General features: G+C 60.7%; 5 protein-coding genes. 2 read left to right on the top strand and 3 right to left on the bottom strand.

All coding sequences use genetic code 11. The features are described from left to right. Positions 1 to 80: 80 nt before the first annotated feature. Positions 81 to 1,289 carry an alpha/beta fold hydrolase gene (locus ACW9JE_RS27110; protein WP_457434510.1) on the bottom strand — a complete coding sequence of 403 codons (1,209 nt, stop codon included), beginning with the start codon at positions 1,287 to 1,289 and terminating at the stop codon, positions 81 to 83. Positions 1,290 to 1,599: 310 nt separating this feature from the next. On the opposite strand from ACW9JE_RS27110, the gene ACW9JE_RS27105 reads away from it, so the two are divergent. After that, the gene (locus tag ACW9JE_RS27105; RefSeq protein WP_457434509.1) at positions 1,600 to 1,986 is read left to right on the top strand and encodes a VOC family protein; all 387 of its coding nucleotides are present in this window, start codon (positions 1,600 to 1,602) and stop codon (positions 1,984 to 1,986) included. Positions 1,987 to 2,075: 89 nt separating this feature from the next. Here ACW9JE_RS27105 and ACW9JE_RS27100 read toward each other — a convergent pair whose 3' ends face one another. Together ACW9JE_RS27100 and mqo are read right to left on the bottom strand one after the other, a co-directional pair. After that, on the bottom strand, positions 2,076 to 2,423 hold the full coding sequence (locus ACW9JE_RS27100; protein WP_457434508.1) for a VOC family protein: 348 nt from the start codon (positions 2,421 to 2,423) through the stop codon (positions 2,076 to 2,078). A gap of 759 nt (positions 2,424 to 3,182) precedes the next feature. Further along, positions 3,183 to 4,823 carry a malate dehydrogenase (quinone) gene (gene mqo / locus ACW9JE_RS27095; RefSeq protein ID WP_457434507.1) on the bottom strand — a complete coding sequence of 547 codons (1,641 nt, stop codon included), beginning with the start codon at positions 4,821 to 4,823 and terminating at the stop codon, positions 3,183 to 3,185. A 392-nt stretch (positions 4,824 to 5,215) separates the two neighbouring features. Here mqo and ilvD point away from each other — a divergent pair, with 392 nt between their 5' ends. After that, complete coding sequence (ilvD, locus tag ACW9JE_RS27090; RefSeq protein ID WP_457434506.1) at positions 5,216 to 6,898, top strand: dihydroxy-acid dehydratase; 1,683 nt, start codon at positions 5,216 to 5,218, stop codon at positions 6,896 to 6,898. Positions 6,899 to 6,990 lie beyond the last annotated feature (92 nt).

The raw sequence follows: 6,990 nt of genomic DNA, 5'->3' as shown, positions 1-6,990 counted from the left end.
GCTCGCGATGGTCGTCAACGATAACGCTGGCTGTCTGAATGCCCGCGGTGTCTGGACGTTCATCGCGAGCGTGCTCGCTCCTACAGGGACGGCGCATTTCGGGCGAACAGATCGTCCAGCCAACCACAGCACTCCTGCGCCAGGCGCAACCGGTTGTTGACCTGCACATGACCGTCGGCACCGGTCTGCGCCGGCAGTTCCACCAGGGACTTGCGGGTTGAGGCGATGGTCGAGTGCCAGGCCCGCGACTGTCCGGTAAACAGGTCCGACTCGCCACCGCCGAGCAGCGACAGGAACGGCAGCGTGACCCGCTCGGGATCGGCGCGCATCAGGTCCGTGCGCTGAACCAGTTCCTCGGGCGTCGTCGCACCGGCTTTCCAGAAGGTCGTCTCATGATTGCGCATCCCCGCCGCGGAAATGGGGCCAGCGTTGTAGTCGTGGGTGACGGCCTTGACCGACCTGGCGAACATCTCGCCCGCATCGGGCAGCGGCGTGCTCGCCATCACCGCGGCCAATCGGCTTTCGTAACCGGCGGCGCGGCAGGCGAAGTAACCGCCCAGGCTCAAACCGAGCAAGGCGATATGCCCTGCTCGGGCACCAAAGTGCGCGACAAGATGATCGATCACGGCGGCGATCGGCCGTTCCGCGTGCGCCTCCCAGTACAAATCGCGGGCCTGTGAGTCGCCCTGTCCCGGCAAGTCGGCCAGGGCCACGCTGTAGCCGCGCTCCAGCAGATTGCGCCCCACGGTGAGGAACAGGTCTTCATGACAGGTATCGGAGCCGCCGATCACCAGCACCAGCGGCGCCTGGGTATCGGCATTGGCAAAGTAATGCCCTGCCAGATGACTGTGCTTCCACGGGATTTCGAAACGGGTGCCCGCCAGTTGCAATTCGGCAACGGCCAGCTTGAAAGCGCGCTGATGCTGCGCGTACAACTCGCAGAAGCGCTCGCCGGGACCGGCAAACTGCCAGGCCGAGCGGTAACTGGCGAATGCCTTCAAACGCATCTCTCCCGCCGAACGCCGCCAGCCTTTGGCCAGCCATTCGCTGGCTTGCCGCTCCAGATAGTCACCGTAGTCGCAGAAGGCTTTTACCCAGCTATCGGGGTCGCCATCGACGATGTGTTCGGCGATGTAGTACGCCTGCCCGACATCCAGACCGCCGGACGGCCCCCAGCCCAGCGCGGCCATGAAGAACAGGTCCATATGCTCGTCGGCGAAGCGATAGGATTTGCCCAGCCGGCGCGTCGGATTGGTTTCGGTTGCAGGATCGTGAGGCGTGCGGTTCATCTGTTCACCTTGCCGGTAAGTGATGGCTGCCATGCGAAGGAACTGGCCGGTGTCAGCATAGGCATCGTGAGCCGGTATTTCCCTGACAGATCGCATTTACCGGACGAACCGGCCCTTGCAGAAGCGAGCTTGCTCGCGATGGTCGCCAACGATAACGCGGGCTGTCTGGATGCCAGCGGTGTCTGGACGTGCATCACGAGAATGTTCACTCCAGATTTCATGTTCAGAAGAAACGCGTAACGTATCGCTAACGAACAATAGCAACTCGTTATCCAAGCCAGATCGGGCGATCAACAGGGAGGAGAGATGAATGAAAATCGTAGTGACGAGCGTGATGGTCGATGACCAGGCCAAGGCGCTGGCCTTCTATCGGGATGTGCTGGGTTTCGAGCTCAAGCACGACATTCCCATGGGGCAGTTTCGCTGGCTGACGCTCACGTCTCCCGGCGATCCCGATGGTGTGGAATTGCTGCTGGAGCCCGACGCGCATCCGGCGGCGAAGCCGTTCAAGGCGGCAGTGAAACAGGATGGCATCCCCTTCACCTCCTTCGGTGTCGAGGACGTTCACGCCGAGTATGCGCGGCTCTGCGCAGCGGGTGTGCGCTTCACCCAGCCGCCGACGGCTATGGGGCCGGTGACTACGGCGGTGTTCGATGATACTTGCGGCAATCTGATTCAGATCATGCAGAAGCATTGAGTCGGGCGCCTTCGCGTACAGGTCTTCACTGGACCTGTAGGAGCGAGGCTCGCCCGCGAAAGGCCCTGCACAACACCACAAAACCCGGATCAGCCAACCGCCGAAAGCTGCGCAAACGCCAGGTAATACCCATTGCAATCGCGCACGCCGAACTCCCGTGATCCGTACGGCATGTCCTGCAACGGCCAGGCAATCTCGACCTTGTCCTTGACCGATTCGTAGTACCGATCCACTTCGGAAATCGCGCAATAGATCGTGCCGGAGCACGCCATCGCAGTACCCCACAGGTTCTGCTGCGTGAAGGTGATCCGACAATCATCCAGCACCACCGTGAGGGTCGATTCCGCAGAGTCGAACACGGTGAAGCCCAGGGTGTCGCGGTAGTGCCGGCGCGTGCCGTCCAGATCGCTGCAGCGCAGCAGAAGCGTCAAAGCCATGTTGACCTCAAGGAATGAATCAATCCCGGTCAATCATAGACAGCTTCGCTCACACTGGCGAAATCGTCGCCAGCATGCCAATCAGAATGGTCACCACCAGAAAGCCACCCAGAAAAATCGCCATCTTGCCCATAAGGCCTCCTGCACATTGAGTTTTGCGGTGCACCGCATGTGTGACTGCGGAACGCGCCGCTATTGTGCGGGGTGAACTGAGTGCATTACAGAGGCAGAAAGCGATGAAAAATACGGATCAGATGAGATTGGGGGCACGCTTCCCGTAGGAGCTGTCGAGTGCAACGAGGCTGCGATCTTTTAAAAGCAGGATCAAAAGATTGCAGCCTTCGGCAACTCCCACTGAGACAGTGCTAACCCAGGATTTATCGCGAGCAGGCTCGCTCCCACAGTGGTTTTGGTTGGCCGCAGACTTTGCTTACACCCACGGAAACTGTAGGAGCGAGGCTCGCCCGCGAATAGGCCGGCAGATTCAACATCTTCATTGCCTGACGCGCCGCTTTCGCGAGCAAGCCCGCTCCCACAGTGGTTTTGGTTGGCCGCGGATTTTGCGTACACCCACTGTACCTGTGGGAGCGAGCCTGCTCGCGATGGGGTTGGTAGCTTCAGCATCTTCATTGCCTGACACGCCGCTTTCGCGAGCAAGCTTCGCTCCTACAGAGGTGGGCCAGATTCCGAGCAATAAAAAGCCCGCTGACCGTCACCGGTTCAGCGGGCTTTCCTTTTGCGGTTCAGCTTGACGGCGAATTACAGCGCCATGTCGTTCGCTGCACTCTCTTTCACAGGCACGGCCTGTTCGGTTTCAACAGCCGGGGCTGGCTGGCCGATGACCGGTGGGGTTGGCAGTTCCAGCACCTTGGCGGTGTAGGCCCATTCTTCTGCCACTTTGGCCGGGTCGCTGTTCAACTGGGTGCCGTAGCTCGGGACGATCTTGTGCAGTTTTTCCTGCCACTCAGGAGTCGCGACCTTGTCCTTGAACACCTTCTGGATCACCGACAGCATGATCGGCGCGGCGGTCGAGGCACCTGGGGAGGCGCCCAGCAGGCCGGCAATGCTGCCGTCGGAAGAGGCGACGATTTCGGTACCGAGTTTCAGCACGCCACCGGCGGCTTCGTCACGCTTGATGATCTGCACGCGCTGGCCTGCTTGCCACAGACGCCAGTCTTCGGCCTTGGCGTTCGGGAAGTATTCCTTCAGGGCGTTGAGGCGGTCTTCGTCAGACAGCATCAGCTGGCCGGCCAGGTACTCCACCAGCGGGTATTCCTTGATGCCGACCTTGGTCATTGGCCACACGTTGTGCGTGGTGGTCGATGTCAGCAGGTCAAAGTACGAGCCTTCCTTGAGGAACTTGGTGCTGAAGGTCGCGAACGGGCCAAACAGGATCACGCGCTTGCCATCGAGCACGCGGGTGTCCAGGTGTGGAACCGACATAGGTGGCGCGCCGACGGAAGCTTTGCCGTAGGCCTTGGCCAGGTGTTGCTCGGTGATGGCCGGGTTATCGGTCACCAGGAACGAGCCACCCACCGGGAAGCCACCGTATTCACGGGCTTCAGGGATGCCCGACTTCTGCAGCAGGTGCAGGGCACCGCCGCCGGCGCCGATGAACACGAACTTGGCGTCGGTTTCGGACTTGCTGCCGTCTTTCAGGTTTTTGTAGGTGACGCGCCAGGTGCCGTCGTCGTTCTTGGTGATGTCCTGCACTTCGCTGGACAGTTTCAAGTCGAATTTCGGCAGGGTCTGCAGGTGCGCAACGAACTGGCGGGTGATTTCGCCGAAGTTCATGTCGGTACCCAGCGGGCTCCAGGTGGCCGCGATTTTCTGGTTCGGGTCACGCCCTTCCATCATCAGCGGGACCCACTTCTTGATCACAGCCGGGTCTTCGGAGTACTGCATGCCGGTGAACAGCGGGCTGGCCTGCAGGGCTTCGTAGCGCTTTTTCAGGAATTTGATGTTGTCATCGCCCCACACGAAGCTCATGTGCGGCGTGGTGTTGATGAACGAGCGCGGGTTCTTCAGCACGCCCTGCTGGACCTGCCAGGCCCAGAACTGACGGGAAACCTGGAACGCTTCGTTGATTTCGACGGCCTTGGGAATCGACACGTTGCCTTTGTCGTCTTCCGGGGTGTAGTTCAGTTCGGCCAGGGCGGAGTGACCGGTGCCGGCGTTGTTCCAGCCGTTGGAGCTTTCCAGGGCGACGCCGTCCAGACGCTCGATCATTTCCATCGAGGTGCCGGGCTCCAGCTCGTTGAGCCATACACCCAGGGTTGCGCTCATGATGCCGCCGCCAACCAGCAACACATCGACTTTCTTGGCATCTGCGGCGTGGGCTGTCGTCATCCCCAACGACAAAGCCAGCCCCACCAGGGCCGTGTTTACTTTCTTAAACATCTGTAACACCTTTGATAAAACGTCATCCGCCCTGCCGATCCCGCCACGAGTCCCTCGATCACGACAGCCAGGCCGACTGTCCGGTTACACGCACTGGATTTGCAGGGTGGGCACACAAGGCCGACGAACTGCATCGACCTCAGTTATTTGTCCCTTCTGAACTGACTTTTTATCTTTTTTGGCTTCAGCTACTTGAGCGACAGTGATTCCGTTTGCCCGCCTCGAAGGCAGGAAAACTGAATAGGTCAAACCAAGTTGTTGCGAAGAATATCACGACACGGCAAACCCGCGCGTCTGTTGATGACCGGATAGTCCGGGCAGCCGCCCCTGGCGCTCTATACTTGTTCAGACTTTTACATCGAAACGGCTCGACGAACGTTTGAGGTGAAGTTATGAGCGACAAAGACGATTTGCGCAAATATTCCTCCGAAGTCATCGACGGCGTCGAAGCCGCCCCGGCCCGGGCCATGCTGCGGGCCGTGGGCTTTACCGATGAAGATTTCACCAAGCCGCAGATCGGCATCGCCTCAACCTGGGCGATGGTCACGCCGTGCAACATGCACATCGACAAGCTGGCCCTTGAAGCCGAAAAAGGCGCGAATGCCGCCGGCGCCAAAGGGGTCGTGTTCAACACCATCACCATTTCCGACGGCATCGCCAACGGCACCGAAGGCATGAAGTATTCGCTGGTGTCGCGCGAGGTGATCGCCGACTCCATCGAAACGGTGGTCGGCTGCGAAGGTTTCGACGGCCTGGTGACCGTGGGCGGCTGCGACAAGAACATGCCCGGCTGCCTGATCGGCATGGCGCGGCTCAATCGGCCGTCGATCTTCGTCTACGGCGGCACCATCCGCCCGGGGGCCGGCCACACCGACATCATTTCCGTGTTCGAAGCCGTGGGCCAGCATGCCCGCGGCGACATCAACGAAATCCAGGTCAAGCAGATCGAGGAAGTGGCCATTCCCGGCCCCGGTTCCTGCGGCGGCATGTACACCGCCAACACCATGGCCTCGGCCATCGAAGCGCTGGGCATGAGCCTGCCCGGTTCCAGCTCCCAGGATGCCGTGGGCAGCGATAAAGTCTCGGACAGCTTCCGCGCCGGTCAGCAGGTGATGGAACTGCTCAAGCTCGACCTCAAGCCCCGGGACATCATGACCCGCCAGGCTTTCGAAAACGCCATCCGCGTGGTAATCGCCCTCGCCGGCTCCACCAACGCCGTGCTGCACCTGCTGGCCATGGCCCATGCAGTGGATGTCGAGCTGACCCTGGATGACTTCGTCGAGCTGGGCAAAATCTCCCCGGTGGTCGCCGACCTGCGCCCCAGCGGCAAGTACATGATGAGCGAACTGGTGGCCATCGGCGGCATCCAGCCGCTGATGAAACGCATGCTTGCCGCCGGCATGCTCCACGGCGACGTGATGACCGTGACCGGCAAGACCCTCGCCGAAAACCTCGCCGATGTCGACGATTACCCCGACGGCCAGGACGTGATCCTGCCCTTCGACCAGCCAATCAAAAAGGACTCTCACCTGGTGGTGTTGCGCGGCAACCTCTCGCCCACGGGCGCGGTGGCCAAGATCACCGGCAAGGAAGGCTTGCGCTTCGAGGGCAAGGCGCGGGTGTATCACGGCGAAGAAGGTGCGCTGGCCGGAATTCTCAACGGTGAAGTGCAGCCCGGCGAAGTGATCGTGATCCGCTACGAAGGCCCCAAGGGCGGTCCGGGTATGCGCGAGATGCTTTCACCGACGTCGGCGGTGATGGGCAAGGGATTGGGCAAGGATGTGGCGTTGATTACCGACGGGCGTTTTTCCGGTGGGTCCCATGGGTTCGTGGTGGGGCATATCACGCCGGAAGCCTTTGAGGGCGGGCCGATTGCCCTGGTCGAAGATGGCGACAGAATCACCATCGATGCCGAGACGCGGGAAATTACGGTGGATGTGTCCGATGCGGTGCTGGCCGAGCGCAAGGCGCGCTGGGTGCGGCCGCAGTCGAAGTATCGGCGCGGGGTGCTGGCCAAGTATGCGAAGACGGTGTCGAGTGCTTCGGAGGGGGCGGTGACGGATAAGTACCTCTAACTGGGGTTTGTATTGACTGGACTACCGCTTTCGCGAGCAAGCCCGCTCCCACATTCGATCGTATTCCTCCTGAAAGAACTCGATCGAATGTG

It is taken from the genome of Pseudomonas sp. SDO55104_S430, assembly GCF_054070595.1.
This window is presented reverse-complemented; position numbering and strand designations above follow the sequence as displayed.